This window comes from Chitinophaga qingshengii, assembly GCF_014529935.1.
Lineage (GTDB): Bacteria > Bacteroidota > Bacteroidia > Chitinophagales > Chitinophagaceae > Chitinophaga > Chitinophaga qingshengii.
Genome location: NZ_JACVFC010000003.1, coordinates 994,163 through 1,016,747, shown reverse-complemented (window position 1 = coordinate 1,016,747; position 22,585 = coordinate 994,163). Strand labels below are relative to the sequence as shown.

The window sequence follows — 22,585 nt, the reverse complement described above, 5'->3', positions numbered from 1 at the left end:
AGGGCAACGGTTTTTTCATTTTAAAGTAACGCTTATGTCTTTAGTCTCTTCAGCCTTGAAAAAGCCAGTCACGGTGGTGGTGCTCACCGCCGGTCTGTTGCTGTTTTCAATCCTGGCTATGTTTAATATACCCATCGATATATTTCCCAAACTAAACCTGCCCACGATATACGTGATAGAACCTTACGGTGGTATGTCGCCTAAACAAATGGAAGGTTTCTTCGCCACCCGTTTGCAGGACCAGTTCCTGTATGTAAACGGCGTAAAAAATATCACGACCAAAAACATACAGGGGTTAACGTTATTAAAACTTACCTTCTACGAAAGCACTGATATGGCGGAGGCTTCCGCCCAGGTGGCATTACAGGTGAACAGGGCTATGAAATTTTTCCCGCCCGGCGCTTTGCCGCCACAGGTGCTGCGCTTCGATGCGTCGTCTTTACCGGTAGGGGAACTGGTGTTCAGTAGCCCCAACAAATCGCTGAAAGAGATTTATGATCTGGCGGCCACCCGTATCCGGCCTATGTTTGCGTCGGTGCCGGGATTATCGGCGCCGCCACCTTTTGGTGCCAACTCCCGCTCTGTAGTGGTGAACGTTGACCCACAACGGTTGCGTGCCTTCAACCTGTCAGCAGACCAGGTGGTAGAGGCCATCGCTAAAAACAACGTGATGACGCCTTCCGGCAACATCCGTATTAATAATACCATGTTTGTCACCACGATCAACTCTCTCGAAAAAGAAGTGACTGATTTCGGGGAGATTCCGATCGTGACCAACGGTAATGCGACTATCTTCATCAAAGACGTAGCCCGCGTGGCCGATGCAGCCGACGTTACCGTGGATTATGCGCTGGTCAATGGCAAACGCTCGGTATATATCCCGGTGGTAAAAACAGCCGATGCCTCCACCTGGGACGTGGTAAAAAAGCTGAAAGCCAAACTGCCGGAGATGCAGAGCCTGCTGCCGGATGACGTGAAAGTATCCTATGAATTTGACCAGTCCGTGTTTGTAATTAATGCTGTGAAAAGCCTGATCACAGAAGGTTTGCTGGGTGCCTTGCTCACAGGGCTGATGGTGCTGTTGTTCCTGCGCGATCTGCGCAGTAGTCTGGTAGTGGTGATCACCATTCCTATTGCAGTGCTGTGTGCGGTACTGGGCCTGCAAATGGCCGGACAAACCATCAACCTGATGACGTTGAGTGGATTGGCGCTGGCCATCGGTATCCTGGTAGACCAGGCTACGGTGACTATCGAAAACATCCACCAGCACCTGGAAATGGGTAAACTGGTAAGGCGGGCTATTTACGATGCTTGTGAAGAAATCGCCTTCCCGTTGTTGCTGATCCTGTTGTGTATCCTGGCGGTGTTTGCACCTTCGTTTATTATGACAGGCGTGCCCAGGGCCATGTTCCTGCCGCTGTCCCTGTCAATCGGCTTTGCGATGATTGCTTCTTTCTTTGCCGCACAGACGCTGGTTCCGGTGGTATCCAACTGGTGGCTGAAGGCGGAGAAGTTCAGCCATGGCCATAGCCATGCCGGGCTGGCGCTGGATAATGCGGAAGTGAAAGAAGTAAATGAACACCTGGAATACCAGGAGACGGAGCCGGAACAGAAGAAGGATTTTTTCGAACGTTTCAAAGGCAGGTTTATCGGCATATTGGAAAGAAGTATGAAACGTTCCGGACTGATTGTCGGCATCTACGTAATCGGTGCCATAGCATTGGCAGGCGGCTGTTACTGGTGGATAGGGAAGGACCTGATGCCCCATGTAAACGCCGGTCAGTTTCAGCTGCGCCTGCGCATGCCCGATGGTACCCGCCTGGAACGGACCGAAGCCAGTCTGCATGAAGCCCTTCATATCATTGATAGTACGGTAGATGGACATGTGGCTATCAGCTCCGCATACGTAGGATTGATTCCCAGCAGCTACGGCACGAGTAACCTCTACATCTTCAACAGTGGCACCCACGAAGCGGTGCTGCAGGTAAACCTGGATGAAGATTATAAAGTAGATATAGAAAAGCTGAAAGACCAGCTACGGACCAATATTACCAATAAGATACCGGACATCCGCTTATCATTTGAACCCATAGATCTTACCGAAAAAATCATGGCGCAGGGGGCATCCACCCCGATAGAATTGCGGGTAGCGGGTAAGGATATGAAACAGATTGCCGGTTATGCAGAAGGACTGGTATCGCAACTCAAACAGTTGTCCTTCCTGCGGGATGTGCAGATAGCGCAGCCGCTGCATTTCCCGGTGATCAGTATTGAAATAGACCGTCTCAAACTGGCGCAGATGGGGCTGAATATCTACCAGGTAGCGCGTTCTGTGACAGCGTCCACTTCTTCCAGCCGTTTCACGGAGAAGAACCAGTGGCTGGACGAGAAGGTGGCTTATACCTACCAGGTGCAGGTACAGGTGCCGGAATACAGTATGACTGCCATCAACGATCTGAAGGAAATACCGCTGGTGCCGGGGCAGCCAAGGCCGGTACTGGCTGATGTGGCCACTTTCCGTACCACGGAAATGCCTGGCGAATACGATCGTGCCGGTCCACGTAGGTTCGTTACCGTTAGTGCCAATATCACGGGGAAAGATTTGGGAGCGGCGACTGCTGCCGTACAGAAAGTAGTGGCCGATGCCGGTACGCCGCCGAAGGGACTGATCGTGGAATTAAAAGGAGCTTCAAGCCTGCTGGTAGAAACATTGGACAGTCTCCAACGCGGACTGGCTATGGCAGTAGTCGTGATCTTTTTGTTACTGGCAGCCAATTACCAGTCTTTTAAACTGTCACTGGTAGTGCTGGTAACGGTACCTGCGGTAATTGCGGGCGCGTTGCTGGCTTTGCTGATGACAGGGGCCACGCTCAATCTGCAGTCCTATATGGGCATGATCATGTCTACGGGGGTATCGGTGGCGAATGCTATCCTCATTGTCACCAATGCGGAGAAACTACGGTTATCCTATAAGGATGCCGGTAAGGCGGCCATTGTCAGCGCTGGTATCCGTTTGCGCCCTATCCTGATGACAAGTCTGGCGATGATTGCGGGAATGATACCCATGGCTACCGGTTTGGGAGAAGCCGGCGACCAGACCGCGCCATTAGGCCGCGCGGTGATTGGAGGGTTAATAGCCTCCACCCTGGCAGCATTGCTGGTGTTACCACTGGTATATGCACGGATGCAAAAGAAATCCACGCTCGAATCTCCTTCTTTAATGCCTGCTGATCTTTAAATTCTACATAAAAAATTATATATATGAAAAATATGACTGCTAATTGGATGATATTGGGACTGGCGACAGCGTTGGCAGCCTGTCATTCGACTGCTGCACCTGAACACAAGCCGGTGGCACATGAAAAGCAGTACCAGACGGCTAAAGTGGTACAGGAACCCCTGACAGGCAGTATCCGTCTGCCTGGAACGCTGGAAGCATTTCAGAAAGTAAGTATTTACCCCAGGGTGAATGGTTTTATCAACCGTATACTGGTAGACCGCGGTTCCCGTGTAAAAAAAGGCCAGGTACTGCTGGTGCTGGATGCACCGGAGGTAACGCAGCAATATTATGCGGCGCAGTCCAAATACCTGCAGGCAGCGGCTATGCATGAAGCCAGCAAGGACAACTACGAACGCACGATCGCTACAGCCAATGAAACACCCGGTACTATTTCTCCGCACGACCTGGAGCTGTCAAAAGCCCGTATGCTGGGCGACAGCGCGCTGATGAACAGTGAGCAGGCCAACTTCCGCGCCCGGGGCGTTATGCGCGACTACCTGACTGTTACCGCTCCTTTTGATGGCGTAATTACTGAAAGGAATATCCATCCCGGCGCCCTGGTAGGTCCGGATACTAAAGTAGGTGATAAGCCCATGCTAATGCTGGAACAGGAAGATAAACTGAGGCTGATATTACAGGTACCCGAAATATATAGCGGTCAGCTAAGAGATAAGGCAGTGGTTAACTTCACCGTCAACGCAATGCCCGGGAGAGTTTTCACCGGTGCTGTTTCCCGTGAAGCGGGTACTTTAAATGACCGTTATCGTTCCGAAGCAGTGGAGGTAGATGTGCAAAATACAAATGGCATGCTGAAAGCCGGTATGTATGCAGAAATCACCATGCCGGTCAATGGATCGGCATCCGCCATGGTGGTGCCGGCATCCGCAGTGGTGATGTCTACGGAAAGAAAATATGTGATCGTGGTACGCGATCACCGGACCATGTGGGTGGATGTGCAGGAAGGCAATCATCATAATGATTCTACGGAAGTATTCGGCAACCTGAAAGCAGGAGATGAAGTGATCGTAAATGCTACCGACGAAATCAAAGATGGTGTTACGATTCATAATGATTAACACAAAAACGCCGTCCCGATGATTCGGGACGGCTTTTTGCTAACTGTTCCGTCTATATTGATTTCTTCTTGTTCCTATTGAAAAAAGGGAACGGTAACATCCACCTAGTAATCAATAACGGATATTTACCTGTTGTTCAACTAAGAAAAATGTACACATAAGTATGAGGGCATGCCTTGCGGCATGAATCGTTGTAAAATTGAAGAAAGGAGGATTGGTTAAATCAGACTGCCCTGTATTGCATAACGTTTGTCAGGCCGGGTTCCAACATGCCCCGGATCACTGAATATAAACTCAAAGTGGTCAACGCCAATAGCTGTTTATCAAATCACAGAATAAATACATACCTGTCTCGCTCGCGTCATTGTTTAAATAACACGAAACGTTTTGAAATTGTTGACGAGAAATAAAAATTACAGATTGAACAGTTCTTTGATGCCGAGGGCCAGCATTTGTACACCAATAACGGCGAGTATCAGTCCCATCATTTTAGTTACCACCATCATTACATTGGTGCCGATCACTCTTACAATGCGTTCTCCGGCGATGAAGAGTAAATAGGTGATGTAACATATAACTGCGTATACCGCCATAACAATGGCAAGGTGCGTCAGGTCTTTGGCTGCGGAGTAACTCATGGAAGTGGTAATAGCGCCCGGTCCGGCCAGTAGTGGCATCGCCAGCGGGGTGATCGCTACACTGATGCCCTGGTCCGCTTTTACGGGTTGGTCGCCCAGCTTCTGCGACTGGACAGCTTCATCCTTGCTGCGCACCATTTCATAACCGATCACAAATACCAGGATACCACCGGTCACACGCAGTGCGGCCAGTGTAATCCCGAATACGTGGAAGATCAGTTTGCCCGCCACACTGAAAACCATGATAATGCAAAAGGCTATCAGCACCGATTTGGTGGCGATGTTGCGTTTCGCTTTTTTATCCATGTAGGAAGTCAGCTCCATGAAAACCGGTATAGCGGAAATTGGATTGACAATCGCCAGCAATCCCATGAACACGGTGGTGGCAAACGCGAAGTAGTTATCGAACAGAGACATCATACCTCAATATAGGAAATTTATTAATTCGTAATTTCCCAAAACCGGTTTCCGGAAAGATTATTTTTTACTGCCGTAAGCGGGGGAGTTGCCAGTTGTAACGCAGGCTTAAAAGACGAATACCTACTATAACGGCAACGGATATACTCTGAACGAAGCCGCCTGGCAATGGCGTGAAAACACTGGCCAGCACATATAGTGAGCCACCGGCAATGGAAGCTACGGCATAAATTTCCCGGGTAAAAAGAATGGGTTGTTCTCCGGTGATCACATCGCGGAGCAGGCCGCCGAAAGCGCCGGTAATTACGCCGAGGGCTACACATACGGGAATAGGAAGGCCTGCGGCGATACCTTTGTTAATACCGGTAATGGTAAACATACCCAGCCCGATGGCATCGAAAATATTCAGCCAGCGTTGAAGTATTTTAACGTAAGAGAAAAAGAGTGCAGCGATGACGGCAGCAACAATGATAGCAGTATTGCTCAGTTCATCCGTCATCCAGGCCACAGGGGTGGCGCCGATCAGCAGATCACGGATGGTACCGCCGCCGATAGCGGTAACAAAAGCCAGGGCCAGCAGCCCTATGACGTCGTAGGATTTATTGATGGCCGCCGTTGCACCGGAAATGGCGAAGGCAAAAGTACCGGATAGCTCCAGTCCCTGAATAAACGTGAGTGACATTCCCCTGTCTGATTTTCGCGCTAAGATAGGCAGTATAGGGGAATATCCGTAGGAGGGGGATAGATCAATAATCGTAATCGTATTCGCCGCGCAGTGTACGCTCTATCTGGTTACGCAGGTCGTTGCTGAAACCTTCTACTTCAATTTTAGGGTGAGCATCCAGATTGATACGGAAACGGCCTTTTTCAACGGCCAGGAGATCATAGATATCTTCCAGCAGGGCATATAACAGTTTTTTGGTGTTCTCTGCTATCTGAGCCAGGAAAGTATCTTCAAATTGAAAGAATTCGCGGTTTTTATAAGATAAGGTAACTTGTATCATAACTAGATGGTTTTTCCAGGATTTAGAATTTGTTTTCAGGAAGGTTGGCCAGCCTACTAACCAACTGATAATCATTATTTAATTATTAATATTTGCATAAAAATATAAAAAAAGAAATAAACTTTTCCCTATACCGGTTCTTTTTTATCCACATTGGACAAAAAATGTTAAAAAAGGTTATATCTTCAAAAGTTGGCCGTCCGGCACCGACCCTCTCCACTGGCCACAATCTTGCTTTTTACTTTTAAAATTTTGGTTACCATTGTGTTTTATATATCCACAATGAAGAAAATAACACTATTGGTCGTCTTGCTGACGGTGAGCTGTTTCACCGTTTTTGCACAGCCAGGCAAAGGAATCAGATGGTCGCGCGATGGACGGGCCACTTTAAAGGCAGAACCACAAGGAATCGTTGCTACTCCATTATCCGGTGCGGCACCTGCGGTGATAGTACCAGCGCAGAAATATACGCCCGCCGGCACTGCCAAAGCACTTCCCATCCGGGACTTCTCCTTCTCAGCAGACGAAAAAAAATTGCTGATCTACACCAATTCAAAAAAAGTATGGCGCTACGAAACGCGCGGTGACTACTGGTTGCTGGACCTTTCGACCGGCAAACTTCAACAGTTAGGCAAAGGTCATGCCGCTTCTTCGCTTATGTTCGCGAAACTGTCGCCAGACGGCACCAAAGCGGCTTATGTGAGTGATCATAACCTCTACGTGGAAGACCTGTCCACCGGCACTATCAAAGCCTTAACCGCCAACGGTACCCGGCGCTTTATCAACGGTACCTTCGATTGGGCTTATGAAGAAGAATTTGGCTGCCGCGACGGCTTCCGCTGGAGCCCCGACAGCAAAAGCATCGCGTACTGGCAGATAGATGCTACCAAAATCCGCGACTTCCTGATGATCAATAATACCGACTCCATCTATTCTTTCAATGTACCGGTAGAATACCCGGTAGCCGGCCAAAGTCCGTCCGCCTGCCGTATCGGCGTGGTGGACGTCGCAACTGCCACCACCCGCTGGATGGACGTTCCGGGGGATCAGCAACAACATTATATTCCCCGCATGGAGTGGGTGCCCGGTAAAAAACAACTGATCATCCAGCAACTTAACCGCAAGCAAAATGAAAGCAAAATCATGCTCTGCGACGCGGCCAGCGGGAAAGTACACACGCTGTACACAGAAAAAGACAGCGCCTGGATCGATGTGAAATCCCGTTGGGATGATGATAATATCGCCGGCTGGGATTTTATCCGTAACGGTAAAGACTTTATCTGGGTAAGTGAACAGGACGGATGGCGCCATCTGTACAGTGTTTCCACGGAAACAGGTAAAGCCACCCTGCTGACGCCGGGCAACTACGATGTGATCACCATCGCTAAAATAGATGAAACCGGTAACCAGATCTGGTTCACCGCTTCACCTGATAACCCGGTGCAGGAATACCTTTACCGCATTCCGCTGAGTGGCGGGAAAGCCGACCGTATCACACCGGCTGATCAACCCGGAAGCCATGAATACAGCATTTCTCCCTATAGCTCCTGGGCTGTGCATTCTTTCAGCAATGCCTGCATGTATCCGGTAAGTGAAAACGTAGAACTGCCGGCGCATAAAAGCAGCCCGGAGGTAATGCAAACCCTGAAACAGGCAGCTGCACAGGGTAAATGCCTGGAGTATTTCGAGGTACAAACTGCTGATGGTATCAACATCGGCGGCTGGATGCGTAAACCGAAAAACTTTGATCCGGCTAAAAAATATCCGATTGTATTTTATGTATACGGCGAACCTGCCGGCGCTACTACCCGTGATGTAGCCGGCGCTGGCCGTAACTTCCTCTATGATGGCGATATGGCGGCAGATGGTTATATCTACGCTTCCATGGACAATAGGGGCACACCGCTGCCGAAAGGCCGCTACTGGCGTAAAAGCGTCTACCGTAAAGTGGGCGTGCTCAATGCGCGCGACCAGGCGCAGGCTACCCAGGCGCTGCTGAAAAAATATTCCTTCATCGATCCTGCCCGTATCGCTGTTTGGGGCTGGAGCGGCGGCGGTTCCATGACGCTTAACCTGATGTTCCAGTATCCGGAGATCTACAAAACAGGGATTGCTATCGCGGCGGTAGGTAACCAACTGACCTATGACAATATCTACCAGGAACGGTATATGGGTTTACCGGAAGAAAACCGGGAAGACTTTGTAAAAGGATCTCCCATCACCTACGCCAAAAATCTGAAAGGTAACCTGCTGTACATTCACGGCACCGGCGATGATAACGTGCATTACCAGAACGCGGAAATGCTGCTCAATGAACTGATCAAATACAACAAACAGATCCAGTTTATGGCTTATCCTAACCGTACCCACAGCATTTCGGAAGGAGAGGGCACTTTCACGCACCTGTCTACTTTGTATACCAATTACCTGCGCGCTCATTGTGAGCCGGGTGGCAAGTAAGATTTAGTTATTTGGTTATTTAGATATTTAGCCATTGGATCAAACTGTTCATCAATAGATAAATATCTAAATAACCAAATAACTAAATGATCAAATGTCCTAACTTGCGCTTTCTTAATAAACTGAATTACATGTCTAAGACTTCTGTTATCGGGATTATTGCTGCGGTGATAGCGATTATTTGTACATTCTTTCCCTGGGCTACAATTGAAAGCCGGCACCTGGTGTTTACCGGTTTAAATACAACGGGATCTTCTTTTGGTGAACCGGGGAAACTGAATATTTTTCTGGCGGTATTGGCAGCAGTTATTTTTCTGGTAAAGAATAAATGGGTAATGCGGATGAATCTTTTCGTTGGTGGTTTCCTGTTGGCCTGGTCTTTCCGGAACATGCTGTTGTTTTCCCGTTGTGAAGCAGGTGTTTGCCCGCAAACAGGCATTGCGCTCTACATTGCTTTGGCGGCGGCTGTGGTGGTATTCGTTTGTGTGCTGCTGACCCGCACCCCGGTAAAAAAATAAGGAGCTATCAGAATATTTTATGCAATAACCAGGCGCCGCACCATATACCGGCGCCCATCAGCCAATAACGGATGATAATGGGTAATGGGCGCTGGCTGGTTATCTTCGCTTTCATAAAGCTAAATACGGTTAATCCCAGGAAAACGAGCAGCATACTGGTTTGAGACGCGGCCGGAAAATTTTCGTTCGACAAATAAGGCCCCACTGACAATACTCCTCCCAATAAAAAAAAGAAGGCAGTAAACAAAGCACTGCGGATAGCACGGCTACGGCTAAACGTAGTTTCCACTACCTGTTCCTGTTGTAAAGTGTTTTCCCATAATACGGCATCCTTCTGCATTTCATCGGCAATCTGCGCGATGGTATGGTCGTTGATGTCCAGGTGTTCCAGCTTTTTCCGTTCATCATCGGAGAGGAGCGCGCTGTCGTGCTGGGCATCGCCTTTATTGGCCTGGTAGGTGCTGTACATCACCAGCAGGCTGCCTGCCAGCAGGATACCCAACTGGAGATTGTAGAAGGTCTGCACTTCCATCGGGAAGGTCTGCATAACCTGTGTGGCAAAAAATAACAGAAACAATCCATCGGGAAAGCCGATCAGCAGATCGGTTTTCCATCCGGAACTGCGGATGGCCTTATGTGATGCTGTCATACGCGGTGGTTAGCGGAATGCTTTTTCAATGCTGTTCCCTATAATCTGAACGCATTCGGTGATTTGTGTGGCATTGATCGTCAGCGGCGGCGCAAAACGGATTTTATCGCCATGGGTGGGTTTGGCCAGCAGGCCATTTTCCTTTAAAGTCAGGCAAAGGTCCCAGGCTGCTTCCGGATCGGGATGGTTAATCACGATCGCATTGAGCAGTCCTTTTCCGCGTACGGTTTTAATATATGGCGATTGCAGCGCCTCCAGTCCGTTGCGCAGCAACTGACCCATGGCAGCAGCATTTTCCGTCATCTTTTCATCTTTCAATACCTGGAGCGCGGTGATAGCCACTTTACAGGCAAGCGGATTGCCACCGTAAGTAGAGCCGTGTTCTCCCGGTTTGATGGTCAGCATAATTTCATCGTCGGCCAGTACGGCGCTTACCGGCAATGTACCACCAGAGAGCGCTTTACCGAGTATGAGTATATCGGGACGTACATTTTCATGGTCGCAGGCCAGCATACGGCCGGTACGGGCCAGGCCGGTCTGAATTTCATCAGCTATAAATAATACATTGGCATCCTGGCAATAGGCATGGGCTTTGGACAGATAACCCTCGTCCGGCACTACCACACCGGCTTCACCCTGAATAGGCTCTACCAGGAAGCCGGCAACGTTCTTGTCCTGCAGGGCTTTTTCCAGCGCCGGCAGATCGTTGAACGGAATCACTTCATACCCGGCCATAAACGGACCGAAGTTATTACGGGCCACCGGATCGGTGCTGAAAGAAATCACGTTGAGGGTACGGCCATGGAAATTATTGCTGCAAACAATAATCTTTGCCTGGTTTTCCGGAATGCCTTTTACCATATAAGCCCAGTGACGGCAGAGTTTCAGCGCTGTTTCCACCGCTTCCACACCGGTATTCATGGGCAGTACTTTATCATAACCGAAATAGGCGGTAATATACTGTGCGTATTCTCCCAGCAGGTCGCTGTGAAATGCCCGCGAAGTGAGTGTCAGTTTCTGCGCCTGTTCTATCAGCGACGCAATGATGCGGGGATGACAGTGTCCCTGGTTAACGGCGGAATAGCCGGAAAGAAAATCGTAATAACGTTTACCATCCACATCCCATAAATAGGCGCCTTCACCGCGGTCCAGTACTACTGGCAACGGATGATAATTGTGTGCACCATATTGCTCTTCCAATCCAAGAAAATGCTGAGTCCTTTCGCTTATCGTAAATGCTGGTATCATATCCCAAAAATACGGAATTGTTCTCGCAAAGAGGGCAAAGTGAGCAAAGAGCGCAAAGGTTTTTTGTTAAGTTTAATAGGAAAGCAAAGGAGCGAAGACCAATATTTGGTCTTCGCTCCTTTGCTTTCTTAATATTCGCTTCAGTCATCTTGGTGCTCTTTGCTCACTTTGCCCTCTTTGCGTGACTATAAATTGTCGTAATACAGATAATATGCTACCTGGCTGCAACCGCCAATTACACCCAGTCCGCCGATGGCATTACTACGTATCTGAATGGCCTGTATCAAACTGTTGAGGCCGGGATTGCGCCTCACTTTTTCATAGGTAAGCAGGAAATCATAATATTCCTGGGTAACGGATTTTACATTCACCAGTACCCGCCCAATGGGTGGCTCTACTTCCGTACTACCGGCGGTGAGCGCAGTGGCATTGATGTAAAACTGGGTGTTCAGCGGTTTGCCACGCTGTGTAAAAAGAATACTGTTGTAGTTTTCATTGAGCCCGCCTACCTGGTTGTTGTCGGCATTTTCATCCTGGGTATATACCGGAATACGCAGGTAACTATTCAGGTACAAAGTGTCTTTTACGAAAGTTACGCCCGGTTCGTTTTTTACCTGGTTAAACAGCGCGCGTCTATCGCGCACGCGGTAGCGTACATTCCGATAGGTAAAAATAGTATCCAGCTGCGCCAGCTGTTTCAGCGCTTCCATAACAATGAACTGTTTACCATTGGCAGGCGGCGCCTGTATATTGAAATGGAAACGCAGTACGTCCCGTCCGTTCAGCGTGGTACGCAGGGAGTCCTGAAGTTCCACTTTGATTAATGGTGGAATAGTGGTGCGGGCGGTCACATCTTTGGTGTCCGGTACTTTTACCTGTATATAATAGGTTTTGTTGGCATCAATACGGGTATTACCCCGGTAGAAGGCCATATTGGTAGAGGTGTCTTTTACATAGTGTAACTGTTCCAGCAGCTGACTGTCGGCGCCCAGCAGCTGGGCGGTGGCGTTGGTTACCGGTTCAAAATAGTTGTTGATATCCGGGCCTACCGGTTTGCTTTTACCGACCCGCATTTCGGCTTTTCTGCCTGCTACCAGTTCGCTGTAAACCACAGCTCTGGCCTTGCCGCTGGTGGGAGGCACCGGCAGATCGCGTATACATCCTGTCAATGCAGCCACGCTGAAAACACACCAGATTTGAAACAGATACTTCATCACTAAAATTTAAGCGTATAACTGATATAAGGTAAGGTTCTGAATAGGCTGTACTGGTATAACTGCAATGGATAAATTTCATCGTAGGACATCGTCACAAACTGGTCATAGCTGACAATAAACGGATTACTGCGGGAATACACATTATATACGCCGGCGGTCAGCGTATGATGAAGCGTCCGCGTACTGCCCAGGTAGATGGTGGTGCCAATGTCCAGATGATGTACAGGATTAAGCCGGAAATTATTGAGCCGGGTGATAAAGGGCAGATAATTGATCTGGTTATTGGAAAAAGGTGAATAACGTTCATCCAGTTTTCCGTTGATATTACGCCCCCAATCATAATCCGGGAAGATTTGTGCCGGTAGCGTGAATGGTGAGCCACTGGAGAATTTCCAGGAGGCGGACAGGCTCCAGCCTGGCTTTACCCGGTATTTAAGTGCCAGCGAAAGATTGTGACGGCGGTCTTCCTTATAGGGGAACATTCTTCCGCTGTTCAGCGTGCGGAATTCCCGCCAGGCCCAGGCCAGGGTATAGCTAAAGATACCGGTGAGTCTGCCGGTGTTTTTCTCCAGCAGTAATTCACTGCCGTAGTTATAACCATCGCCGCTGATGACTTTTTTCTCCCACAGGTCGGAGTTATCGAAGATATTGAGTACCGTGTTGGTCGTGACAATATCTTTTAATAATTTATAATACAGGTTGATGTTGAACCGCCATTTGGTCTCCCATTGTTTCTGATAGGACAGGCTGTAAGAGTAGGCCCTTTCCGGTTTAATGTTTTCGGTACTGGGCACCCATAAATCGGTAGGGAGGTTGATTACCGGGGTGGTCAGCTGATGAATGAACTGGGTCATCTGGGCAAAGGAAGCCTGGATGTATTGTTCATGAGGGAAGTCCCAGCGGGCCATCATCCTGGGTTGCAGGCTTCTGTAAAGCGAACCGCGTTGTATCAGCGCGCCAAAATGCGCACCCGGACGGAGCGTCAGCCGGTCGTCGAAAAGACGCAGCTCATCTTCGCCGTACATGGTAAGCTCCGACATGTAGTATTTGGGTGCCGGGCGCTGGATGGCGTCCCCCGGATTTATATTGCTGCTATAGGCTGTAGGGGCGAAGTTATGGTAGGTATAACCGCCGCCGAAGGACAGCTTCTGTGTGTTGCTGACGTTGAATTCTGTTTCATTATGCAGGGCGATATCACGGATTCGGGAAACGCCTTTACCATTAAAGTTCACCGCGGCAGACGCCAGTTTAAAGTCCGAGTTTTGGGAGAAGGTGTTGTAGAACCGGCTGTACGTGGCAGTGGTATTGGTAAACACCTTCGGGGAGATAACACGGGTCCATTTCAGGGCTGCGGTGATATTACTCCAGGAAAAACGGTAGTCGTCATCCAGGGGAAAAGGCGTGTTATCCCTGGGAATGAACATATTGTCCTGCCCTTTATAAAAACTGAGGTACACCCGGTTTTTATTATTGATCAGCTGGTTGAGTTTGAAGTTGATATCAGAAAGGGCATACTTGCCATACTGCCGGGTAAGGGATCTTCCATAAAGCCAATCCATCAGGGAGCGGCGATAGGAGAGGAACATAGCGCTTTTATCCTTTACCAGCGGTCCTTCCAGCTCCGTGCTGACAGATACGGGGCTGACAGTGGCTTTCCCATGCCATTCCTTCATATTACCATCGCGGGTGCGGATGTCTACTACGGAGGAAAGGCGTCCGCCAAAACGGGCGGGAAATGCGTCTTTATAGAGTGATACATCTTTAACGGCATCGCCATTAAAAATGGAGAACAGGCCGAAGAGGTGGCCGGTATGGTACAGGGGCACGCCATCGAGCAGATAGAGGTTCTGATCTACGCCACCACCACGGATCAGCAGGTTGCTGCTGCTTTCCAGGGAACTGCCCGTACCGGGATAGAGCTGCAGCGATTTCAGCACATCTTTTTCGCCCAGCAGGGAAGGGAAATTGGATACATACCCCACGGGCATCCTGATATACCCGGCCTGTAGCGTTACCGAATCCTGGTCGCCGTTTACCACTACGGTTTGCAGCGGGTTACGGGGTTGCATATGGATATCGAGCTGGCCATCATCCGGTGGAGGAAGCGGGTGGAGCAGTGTCTCATAGCCTATATGGGAGAATATGATGCTGGTGCAGCTATCAGGCACCTGGAGGCTGTAGAAGCCGTAGGAGTTACTGATGGTACCGCGCCGGGTAACCGGGTCATATACCGAGGCGCCGATAATGACTTCCTTACTGTTTTCTTCCTTGATAAAACCACTGATGGTATAATACTGGGTCTGGGAAGATTCGCGTAACAGGAATATTTTACCGTTGACAGCTGCCGCCTGGATGCCGGTGCCCTGCAGGATGGTATTGAGTACCTGGCCGGTACTGTGTTCACTGCCGGTGAGTTGCACTTTTTTATTCAGGTGCAGGAAACTGGAACTATAGGAGATGCTGATGCCGGTTTGGCGCTGGATATCCTGGATAAAGAACAGGATGGTGCCTTCGCGGGAGGGAGGGTTATAAGCCTGCTGCAGCATGGGGTCCTGTTTGGATTGCGCACGCAATACTCTCACAGGTGCCAGTAGCAGCAAGCAACTAATGATACATGTAATAAAGTAGTTTATTGGTCTACTTGCCGATGACGATCGTATCGCCTTCCTGTTTATAGTTGAAACCAAGCAAAAGTTGTAATTCATGCAAAACCTCGTCGCAAGACTGGTTCTGGAAGCTAATCGTCGCTTTTTGCTGTGCTGCAGTAGCTTGATAGCCATCCTCAATCCTGATGACTTTGCCGTAAAAATCGGTTAATTGTGGCAATATTTCAACAAGTGATTGATCATTAAATTGCAAAATTCCTGTTTTCCACGCCATAAAGTTGGGATCGTCGTTGTTAACGGCACTTAATTCGCCATTACCCCAGGTGCCTTTTTGGCCACTGGTAAGGATTACAGAGGAAGTGTCGTTTTCCATGCCCAGCCTTACTTTTCCGGAAGCTACGATCACGGTGGTATGGGCGTCGGCAGTTTTTACGCTGAAAGAGGTGCCCAGTACTTCTACAACGGACTGGTTGGGAGTTTTAACGAGGAAAGGACGGCGTGGGTCGGTAGCTACATCGAAAAAGGCTTCTCCTTCCAGGGTCACCACCCGTTCGGCGCCTTCAGAATATTTGATCCTGGCGCCGGGGCGCAGGGTGATCACTGATTTGTCGGCAAGTTCCAGGGTTCTGATTTTACCATCATTGGCAGCGAGTTCCTGTACTTTCAGGGAAGGGCGGCTGGCGATCCACCAGGCGCCGGCTGTAAGGGCAATCAGCAGCACGGCGGCAGCCACCAGTTTAATAACGGGGAGCCGGACAGTTTTAGCGGAAACCACCGGTTGTTGCAATACCTGGTCTACCTTAGCCCAGGCTGCGGCGGTGTCAAATTGTTTTTGCCGGGGAAGGTGATGTGGCTGTGCATCTTGCCAGATTTTGCCGGCTTTCTGAAAGTCCGCCTCATTTTCAGGTGAAGCTTCCCGCCATTCGCGAAGGATGGCATCTTCCTCGGGTGTAGAAGTGAATGACAGCTGTTTCGCAATTATTTCATATATGTAGGTATCCATGTTGTACAGTGTGTGCTCTTAATAGTAAAACGTCGGAATAGGCGTTGGCCCTCTATTATTTGTTAATAATTTTTAACAAAAAAAGTAAAAGAATCGGTAAACCGTACTGTCCCAGGTACTTACGTAATATTTTAAGTGCCCTTCCCATATAGTTTTCCACGGTTTTGGCTGACAGACCGAGTTTTTCAGCTGTTTGCTGATGGGTCATGCCCTGCAGCCGGCAACAGGTAAATACTTCCCGGCACTGTGGCGGGAGGTTGGCAATCGCTTCATAAATCAGCTGATCGTAAAACGGTTTCGCTTCGGCTTTTTCCCGGGCATCCGGATCTTCACTGACATCAGCCAGCCATTCAAATCCCTTGTTGCCCGTTTCTTCGGCCGTACGCTTCCTGATCACTGAAATGGAATTGTTACGCACCGCTCTATATAAATAAGCTTTGATATTCGGTATGCCGATCAGCTCACGGTGTTTTTGCCATAACCGGATAAATGTCTCCTGTACTACATCTTCTGCAGCTGCTTCATCATCCAGAAAACTGGTGGCATAATTACACAGCTCATTATATAGAGAATGGAAAAGCTCATTGTACGCTTGATAAGAAGGTGATGTTATCATTTAACCTTCATAGAGTTTTATAAGTGAAATGATGTCCGCTAATGTAGTCAATATTTTTATTTTTCCCGATAGAGGGATGTGTTAAAATCCGCGTTATAAAGATGTATAACGCCTAAGCCTATATGCTGTTATCGTTTAATCTATATGCTGTCAATCGTCCTTTAGCCTATATGCTGTAAATGTCCTTTTCAGTTTTTAGTTTGTGTTTTTTAGTTACCACCGGTTGCATATTCGTTATGCAACCGTTTTTTTTGCCTTTTCCAGAATCTTATCTTTTACTGGTGCAATTTTCGGCTTTATTTGCAATCCGCCCCTCCGGCCTTTAACTTAGGACCTGCCTATGAATGGCGTATCAGACATGCACAAACCAATTCATTATTTTTCTGCAGTGGCCCTGGCTATTGCCTTGTGGGGCAGCCCGGCTGCGGCCCAGCAATCGCCCATTTACCGGCAGGGCTGGATTGATTTTAATAAAAACGGTAAAAAAGATATTTTTGAAGATCCTGCCCAATCGGTGGAGAAACGGGTGGCAGACCTGCTGTCACAAATGACACTGGACGAAAAAACATGCCAGATGGCCACGCTTTATGGCTATGGCCGGGTATTAAAGGATGAAATGCCTACCCCGGAGTGGAAAAACAAAATCTGGAAAGATGGTATCGCCAACATCGATGAGGAGCTGAATAGCCTCCCTTTTAATAAAAAAGCGCAGACACAGTGGTCCTTCCCCTACAGCAAACACGCTGGCGCTATCAACACGGTACAACGCTGGTTCATAGAGGAAACCCGCCTGGGCATACCGGTGGATTTTACCAATGAAGCTATTCACGGACTTTGCCACGACAGGGCCACACCTTTCTGTGCGCCCATAGGTATCGGCAGTACCTGGAACAAAGCGCTGGTAGCCAGGGCCGGACATATTGCCGGCCGGGAAGCCCGGCTGCTGGGATATACCAACATTTACGTTCCCATCCTGGACCCTGCCCGCGATCCCCGCTGGGGCCGCGTAGTGGAGTGTTACGGTGAAGACCCGTTCCTGATCGCGGAACTGGGTAAACAGATGACGCTCGGCGTACAAAGTGAAGGCGTGGCGGCTACTCTTAAACATTACGCGGTGTACAGCATCCCTAAAGGCGGACGTGATGGCGACGCCCGCACCGATCCGCATGTGGCGCCCCGCGAAATGCACCAGATTTACCTGTATCCTTTCCGCCGCGTTATCCAGGAAGCCAAACCCATGGGCGTGATGAGCAGCTACAACGACTGGGACGGTGAACCGGTTACCGGCAGCTACTATTTCCTTACCCAGCTGCTGCGCCAGGAGTTCGGCTTCGAGGGCTATGTAGTGTCCGATAGCGAAGCGGTGGAATACCTTTTCAGTAAGCACCATGTGGCTGCTGATTATAAAGACGCAGTAAGACAGGCGGTGGAAGCCGGCCTGAATGTGCGCACCAATTTTACCCCGCCGGAAAATTATATCCTGCCGGTAAGGGAAATGGTAAAAGAAGGCCGCCTCTCCATGAAAACGATCGACAGCCGGGTGGCGGACGTGCTACGCGTGAAATTCAAACTGGGCTTGTTCGATAAACCCTATTCCGATCCCAAACTGGCCGATAAAGGGGTACATACTGAAGAAGACGAGGCTTTTGCACTGCAGCTGAACCGGGAATCCCTGGTACTGCTTAAAAATGAGAAGGAAACATTGCCGCTCGATAAAAAGCAGCTGAAAACTATATTGGTCACCGGTCCGCTGGCGGCAGCTTCTACACATGCTATCAGCCGCTATGGCCCTTCCAATAACCCGGTAACCACGGTGCTGGACGGTATCCGTCAGCATCTGGGGAAATCTGTGAATGTACAATACGCGAAAGGTTGTGATATCATCAACCCCGGATGGCCTGGTACGGAAATCGTTCCCACGCCGCTGGACAGCACCGAACAGGCCGGCATCGCGGAAGCGGTGGCCATGGCCCGCCAGTCAGACGTGATCATCGCCGTGGTAGGCGAAGATGAAAAAAGAGTGGGAGAGAGCCTTTCCCGCACCGACCTCGCCCTGCCGGGCCGCCAGCTGCAGCTGCTGCAGGCGCTGCATGCTACCGGTAAACCGGTCGTCGCGGTGCTGATCAACGGGCAACCGCTGACCATCAACTGGGAGCAGCAAAACCTGCCGGCTATCCTGGAAGCCTGGTTCCCCGGCCCGCAGGGAGGTACCGCTATCGCAGAAACGCTCTTTGGCGATTATAATCCCGGTGGCCGCCTGTCTGTTACCTTTCCGAAATCACTGGGACAAATAGAGCTGAACTTCCCATTCAAACCCGGTTCCCATGCCGGTCAGCCTTCTTCCGGTAATAACGGTTTCGGACGTACGAGCGTCAACGGCGCCCTGTATCCGTTTGGGTATGGTCTGAGTTATACCACCTTCGCTTACAGCAATCTGATGGTATCTCCAGAAAAGCAGTCACCACAGGGCGATATACAGGTAAGTGTGGAAGTAACCAATACGGGCAAACGAAAAGGAGATGAGGTAGTGCAATTGTATATAAAGGATAAGGTCAGCAGCGTAACCACCTACGTGATGCAGCTCCGTGGCTTTGAGCGGATTACCCTCAACCCGGGTGAAAAAAAGACGGTGCAGTTTACGCTGCATCCGGACCACCTCGCCCTGCTGGATAAACATATGCAATACACTGTGGAACCGGGCGAATTTGAAGTCCTGATCGGCAGCTCCTCCGAAAATATCCAGGCACATAAAAGTTTTACCATTGTTCCCTGATAAATAACTTAGGCTGAATGAAGTCTGAATAAGGATTTCGTTCAGCCTAACCAGTTATCATCTATCTATCACTTATTTTATTATCTTGCCACCCCAAAAAACCTTCCCCTATGAGAAGATTAGCAACTGTGTTAATCCTGGTGCCGGCAATGGCATTCTTTTCTTGTAATAACAGTAGCAGTACTGGCGAAGTACCGCTTGCCGATAGTGTAAAGACCGTATCTTTTGATTTTAAAGAATGGCTGAAACATTTAAAACCGGTGGAACCGCCAGTAAATACTTATGACCTGGAAAACATCGACAGTACACTGGGGCCTTTTGCACAAAGCGGTTTCCATAGTGTGTCTGCCGGTATTGTTTCCAGGCACAAAAATTATGTGGCCATTGCCGCCCAATGTATTTTTAAGAAAGATAATTATGACAACACTGTATTACTGCTGGTCTATAGTCCCGACGGAAAAGAGATTGCCCGCCAGGAAATAGGCTCCGATAAAGACGAAACGAAAAATAACGAAACGAACTCAATGCATAAATGGCCGGAGTTCCTCAACGACACTACTTTTTGGGTAAAGGAAACCTGGTATACCCAGAAAAAAGGGGATGACGTTGGAGACAGCAAAGCCCGTATGAAACAATTCCGTATCGATTATACAGGGAAGATAACCGCGGTTCCACAGGAAACCGTGACTTTTGACGCTTATGCCAGCCGCTTTAAACCATTGACAATACCTTTTACTATCACCTATCCCAACGTGGCAGGCTTAAAGCCGGTATCGCTACAGACACCTTTCCTCGATTTTTCTGAATGGATTTATTTTGAGAAAGTAGACCCTTATCACTACGGCAAAATAGACCTTCCCGGAAAAGGTACTTACCTGTTATACGCTACCGGGCAGCTGAATGGCGGAGAATCTGTGATGGACTCCACCGTGCAGTTGGTCTACCATTCACCCGACGGAAAAGAAAGCAGCAGTATCCGGTTGAATGGCTATTCCGGCTCCGAAGGATACTACACTGCATCCAAAAACGCATCTATTGCAGCGGATGGCACTATCCGGGTAATAGAAGAATCCAATGATAACGGAGGCACCGGAGAAGAGCTGTACTTCGGCAACACTATGGAAGACGAGGTGACCTATACCCCGAAAGAAGGTGGAAAGCTTAAGCGTCAACTGGTGAAGAAGAATTTTATTACAGAAGAACTTTCCGTAAATGATCTGAAGGAACTACTGGCAAACAGGCGCAGCAACTATGCGGCCAATACAGAACCTAAGACGGAGATTGATCAATCATTGTACAGCATTCAACGGAATGATATCGTTTTGGTACGTATGCATGTTTACGATAATGGCGCCGAACAGCTGGTAGAGCTGTATACCATCAAACCCGACCTGAAGGTACTGGACCGCTACGTATTGTTGAACACCCTGAAGTCAATGCCCTATGATAAAGTAAAAGCGGCAGACGACGTGGCGTTGGAAGGAGAGCATTACAAAGCAGATAACCTGCAAATACTGAATGGGCCTGCTATCGTTACTTTAAAAGACAAGGTATTACAAATCACCCCGGAAGGAAAGTTCCAGGTACAATAAGTTATCCATGACCCGTTATTCATTTTTGTTTCCCCTGGTTTTCCTGTTTTCGTGTGGGGTATTTGAATCCCGTCAACCGTCAACGAAAACCGATAGCATACCAGTTAATACTGCAGCGGTAAAGGCTTGGCTGGACAGTATACCCGCCATTACGTCAAATGAGGGCGGCCAATATCTGTTTATCACGAAGGATATGGACCCGGGACCTTTTAAAGACCGGACATACAGCCGTTTCCTCGGCGGAAAACTACCGGGTAAATGGTCGTTTGTGCCGGTACTGGTGCGCTGCGAGTTCGATGTAAAGGAGCCGCTGAAAGCATTGGAGCTGTTGGTAACGTTTACGCCTGATGGAAAAGAAATCTCCCGTCAGGAAATCGGCCGGCATGAAATGCTGAATGACGCTGCCACAGAAGCCATATATAGCTGGCCGATGCGCTTGAATGATACCACCATTGAAGTGCGGGAAACCCGTACCAACAAAAATCCGGCTATCCGCTGTTATGTGCTGGCAAAGGATGGCGTGATCCGGGCGTTGCCCATGGAAAAGACTTCGTTTGAAGAATATACCAGCCGTTTCCCTGCCCTGCAGGCGCCGCTTGCTATCGGTCAGCCCGACATCACAAAGCTGAAAAAGGTTTCCCGTTTAACACCCTGGATGTCTTATAGTGAAGTGATCAGCTATGATAACCTGGATGTTTATCATTATGGTAAGGTTACACTGCCCGGAAAAGCGCCGTTGTTATTGTATGCTTACGGCCCCACAGGGTATGATGAGGGAGAAGCCCATGACAGCGCTGTACAGGTAGTGGCTTGCAAACCGGACGGCACTGCTACAGATCAGTTATTGGTATATGCCACGATCTCCGGTGAAGACAATACGCGGGAGAGCCGGAATGCAGTAATACGCGAAGACGGAACCATTACACTGGATGAGTTGGACATTGACGGAGGGGAGATGGCCTTGTGGAGTCTGGGCAGTACCCTGACCAGATCAGTCGCTTACCGGATAGATACAGAAGGAAAGTTCAAACAGGAGATCCGCGGTATCACGTACCGGGTATCGGACTATTCATTGGCTAAACTGAAGGAGGTATACGAAACAAATAAGGAACATTTTGCCCAGCAGGAAGAAGGACACCTGACGGAAATGTTGTTCGCCGTGCATGACCGCATGCCGCTGGGGATGGAGGTACGGGTGCATTTCTACAAAAAAGGGAATACCCGGCTGGTAGAGCTGTACACCACCGATAAAACCGGTAAGCTACTGGACCGTTACGCATTGCTCAATCAATTGGAAGGAGCAGATTATCAGTCTGTAGACATACCCGCCGACGGAGAAATCAGGGGCGATCAAGCCGAAACGCCTTATGCCGGTCCTATTACCATTCACCTGGGCAGTACTGCTTTACAGGTGACACCGGAAGGGAAATTCCTGGCGCTCTAAAGAGATATATCGTAATATAAACAGGCTACGGGCCAAAGCGGGAA

The 22,585-nt window shown here is 49.2% G+C and carries 16 protein-coding genes; 7 read left to right on the top strand and 9 right to left on the bottom strand.

Translation table 11 applies throughout. The annotated features are described in order from the left end of the window. The first annotated feature begins 34 nt into the window (after window positions 1-34). Entirely contained in the window at window positions 35-3,238 is a 3,204-nt protein-coding gene (locus ICL07_RS23945) for an efflux RND transporter permease subunit (protein ID WP_188090562.1), read from the top strand. Between the two features lie 23 nt (window positions 3,239-3,261). Beyond that, window positions 3,262-4,356, top strand: coding sequence for an efflux RND transporter periplasmic adaptor subunit (locus ICL07_RS23940; protein WP_188090561.1), 1,095 nt, complete (start codon window positions 3,262-3,264; stop codon window positions 4,354-4,356). A 413-nt stretch (window positions 4,357-4,769) separates the two neighbouring features. Here ICL07_RS23940 and ICL07_RS23935 read toward each other — a convergent pair whose 3' ends face one another. The 3 genes from ICL07_RS23935 to ICL07_RS23925 all read right to left on the bottom strand — a co-directional run bounded on the left by ICL07_RS23935 (window position 4,770) and on the right by ICL07_RS23925 (window position 6,415). Next, complete coding sequence (locus ICL07_RS23935; RefSeq protein WP_223152077.1) at window positions 4,770-5,414, bottom strand: MarC family protein; 645 nt, start codon at window positions 5,412-5,414, stop codon at window positions 4,770-4,772. Between the two features lie 64 nt (window positions 5,415-5,478). Then, window positions 5,479-6,093 carry a trimeric intracellular cation channel family protein gene (locus tag ICL07_RS23930; protein ID WP_188090560.1) on the bottom strand — a complete coding sequence of 205 codons (615 nt, stop codon included), beginning with the start codon at window positions 6,091-6,093 and terminating at the stop codon, window positions 5,479-5,481. 64 nt (window positions 6,094-6,157) lie between these two features. After that, window positions 6,158-6,415 (bottom strand): hypothetical protein, encoded by a 258-nt coding sequence (locus ICL07_RS23925; protein WP_188090559.1) that lies wholly within the window; start codon window positions 6,413-6,415, stop codon window positions 6,158-6,160. A gap of 282 nt (window positions 6,416-6,697) precedes the next feature. Between ICL07_RS23925 and ICL07_RS23920 the strand changes: the two genes are divergently transcribed. Beyond that, on the top strand, window positions 6,698-8,875 hold the full coding sequence (locus ICL07_RS23920; protein WP_188090558.1) for a S9 family peptidase: 2,178 nt from the start codon (window positions 6,698-6,700) through the stop codon (window positions 8,873-8,875). A 131-nt stretch (window positions 8,876-9,006) separates the two neighbouring features. Beyond that, a complete protein-coding gene (locus ICL07_RS23915; protein ID WP_188090557.1) occupies window positions 9,007-9,393 on the top strand; it encodes a hypothetical protein in 387 nt (128 codons plus the stop codon). A gap of 7 nt (window positions 9,394-9,400) precedes the next feature. On the opposite strand, the gene ICL07_RS23910 is transcribed toward ICL07_RS23915, so the two are convergent. The 6 genes from ICL07_RS23910 to ICL07_RS23885 all read right to left on the bottom strand — a co-directional run bounded on the left by ICL07_RS23910 (window position 9,401) and on the right by ICL07_RS23885 (window position 16,732). Beyond that, the gene (locus ICL07_RS23910) at window positions 9,401-10,042 is read right to left on the bottom strand and encodes a VIT1/CCC1 transporter family protein (protein WP_188090556.1); all 642 of its coding nucleotides are present in this window, start codon (window positions 10,040-10,042) and stop codon (window positions 9,401-9,403) included. Window positions 10,043-10,051: 9 nt separating this feature from the next. After that, window positions 10,052-11,290: an ornithine--oxo-acid transaminase gene (rocD, locus tag ICL07_RS23905; protein ID WP_188090555.1), complete on the bottom strand. Its 1,239-nt coding sequence runs from the start codon at window positions 11,288-11,290 to the stop codon at window positions 10,052-10,054. A gap of 185 nt (window positions 11,291-11,475) precedes the next feature. Continuing rightward, complete coding sequence (locus tag ICL07_RS23900; RefSeq protein WP_188090554.1) at window positions 11,476-12,504, bottom strand: DUF4249 family protein; 1,029 nt, start codon at window positions 12,502-12,504, stop codon at window positions 11,476-11,478. Window positions 12,505-12,506: 2 nt separating this feature from the next. Then, entirely contained in the window at window positions 12,507-15,107 is a 2,601-nt protein-coding gene (locus tag ICL07_RS23895; RefSeq protein ID WP_223152076.1) for a TonB-dependent receptor, read from the bottom strand. Between the two features lie 37 nt (window positions 15,108-15,144). Further along, window positions 15,145-16,116, bottom strand: coding sequence for a FecR family protein (locus ICL07_RS23890; protein ID WP_188090552.1), 972 nt, complete (start codon window positions 16,114-16,116; stop codon window positions 15,145-15,147). A 55-nt stretch (window positions 16,117-16,171) separates the two neighbouring features. After that, entirely contained in the window at window positions 16,172-16,732 is a 561-nt protein-coding gene (locus ICL07_RS23885; protein WP_188090551.1) for an RNA polymerase sigma-70 factor, read from the bottom strand. Between the two features lie 340 nt (window positions 16,733-17,072). Between ICL07_RS23885 and ICL07_RS23880 the strand changes: the two genes are divergently transcribed. The 3 genes from ICL07_RS23880 to ICL07_RS23870 all read left to right on the top strand — a co-directional run bounded on the left by ICL07_RS23880 (window position 17,073) and on the right by ICL07_RS23870 (window position 22,541). Beyond that, the gene (locus ICL07_RS23880; protein ID WP_246485150.1) at window positions 17,073-19,505 is read left to right on the top strand and encodes a glycoside hydrolase family 3 C-terminal domain-containing protein; all 2,433 of its coding nucleotides are present in this window, start codon (window positions 17,073-17,075) and stop codon (window positions 19,503-19,505) included. A 110-nt stretch (window positions 19,506-19,615) separates the two neighbouring features. Continuing rightward, window positions 19,616-21,097 carry a hypothetical protein gene (locus ICL07_RS23875; protein WP_188090550.1) on the top strand — a complete coding sequence of 494 codons (1,482 nt, stop codon included), beginning with the start codon at window positions 19,616-19,618 and terminating at the stop codon, window positions 21,095-21,097. Between the two features lie 193 nt (window positions 21,098-21,290). Beyond that, entirely contained in the window at window positions 21,291-22,541 is a 1,251-nt protein-coding gene (locus tag ICL07_RS23870) for a hypothetical protein (RefSeq protein WP_188090549.1), read from the top strand. The last annotated feature ends 44 nt before the right edge of the window (window positions 22,542-22,585 follow it).

Excerpts from the sequence above, each read along its gene's own strand:
- ICL07_RS23945 (WP_188090562.1), top strand. The coding sequence starts at position 35 with ATGTCTTTAGTCTCTTCAGCCTTGAAAAAGCCAGTCACGGTGGTGGTG.
- ICL07_RS23940 (WP_188090561.1), top strand. The coding sequence starts at position 3,262 with ATGAAAAATATGACTGCTAATTGGATGATATTGGGACTGGCGACAGCG.
- ICL07_RS23935 (WP_223152077.1), bottom strand. The coding sequence starts at position 5,414 with ATGATGTCTCTGTTCGATAACTACTTCGCGTTTGCCACCACCGTGTTC.
- ICL07_RS23930 (WP_188090560.1), bottom strand. The coding sequence starts at position 6,093 with ATGTCACTCACGTTTATTCAGGGACTGGAGCTATCCGGTACTTTTGCC.
- ICL07_RS23925 (WP_188090559.1), bottom strand. The coding sequence starts at position 6,415 with ATGATACAAGTTACCTTATCTTATAAAAACCGCGAATTCTTTCAATTT.
- ICL07_RS23920 (WP_188090558.1), top strand. The coding sequence starts at position 6,698 with ATGAAGAAAATAACACTATTGGTCGTCTTGCTGACGGTGAGCTGTTTC.
- ICL07_RS23915 (WP_188090557.1), top strand. The coding sequence starts at position 9,007 with ATGTCTAAGACTTCTGTTATCGGGATTATTGCTGCGGTGATAGCGATT.
- ICL07_RS23910 (WP_188090556.1), bottom strand. The coding sequence starts at position 10,042 with ATGACAGCATCACATAAGGCCATCCGCAGTTCCGGATGGAAAACCGAT.
- rocD (WP_188090555.1), bottom strand. The coding sequence starts at position 11,290 with ATGATACCAGCATTTACGATAAGCGAAAGGACTCAGCATTTTCTTGGA.
- ICL07_RS23900 (WP_188090554.1), bottom strand. The coding sequence starts at position 12,504 with ATGAAGTATCTGTTTCAAATCTGGTGTGTTTTCAGCGTGGCTGCATTG.
- ICL07_RS23890 (WP_188090552.1), bottom strand. The coding sequence starts at position 16,116 with ATGGATACCTACATATATGAAATAATTGCGAAACAGCTGTCATTCACT.
- ICL07_RS23885 (WP_188090551.1), bottom strand. The coding sequence starts at position 16,732 with ATGATAACATCACCTTCTTATCAAGCGTACAATGAGCTTTTCCATTCT.
- ICL07_RS23880 (WP_246485150.1), top strand. The coding sequence starts at position 17,073 with ATGAATGGCGTATCAGACATGCACAAACCAATTCATTATTTTTCTGCA.
- ICL07_RS23875 (WP_188090550.1), top strand. The coding sequence starts at position 19,616 with ATGAGAAGATTAGCAACTGTGTTAATCCTGGTGCCGGCAATGGCATTC.
- ICL07_RS23870 (WP_188090549.1), top strand. The coding sequence starts at position 21,291 with ATGGACCCGGGACCTTTTAAAGACCGGACATACAGCCGTTTCCTCGGC.